Genomic DNA, 223 nt, shown 5'->3' on the forward strand with positions numbered 1-223 from the left:
TAAGTACAACGGCGCGCTGACAAACCCCAACCCGTTGAGAATCATCGCTTTCAGCACTTGTCCTGGGCTGATATGGTTCAGGCTATGAGCATGGAGTAGCTCGTCGGCTAGCTCTACCATCCCGATCTCATCCACGAGGGCGGCTACTAAGCCTAAGTGATCCAGGTTCTCTATTTTCAAGGCGCGATCTCAATGCGTGCCCTGAGCTTACCCCAACCGCACT

General features: G+C 53.8%; 1 protein-coding gene. It reads right to left on the reverse strand.

The features are described from left to right. A partial coding sequence (locus JUJ53_RS00235; RefSeq protein WP_204149999.1) for a DUF4277 domain-containing protein occupies positions 1-180 on the reverse strand: 180 nt, incomplete at its 3' end. Positions 181-223 lie beyond the last annotated feature (43 nt).

The organism is Leptolyngbya sp. CCY15150 (assembly GCF_016888135.1).
GTDB lineage: Bacteria > Cyanobacteriota > Cyanobacteriia > RECH01 > RECH01 > RECH01.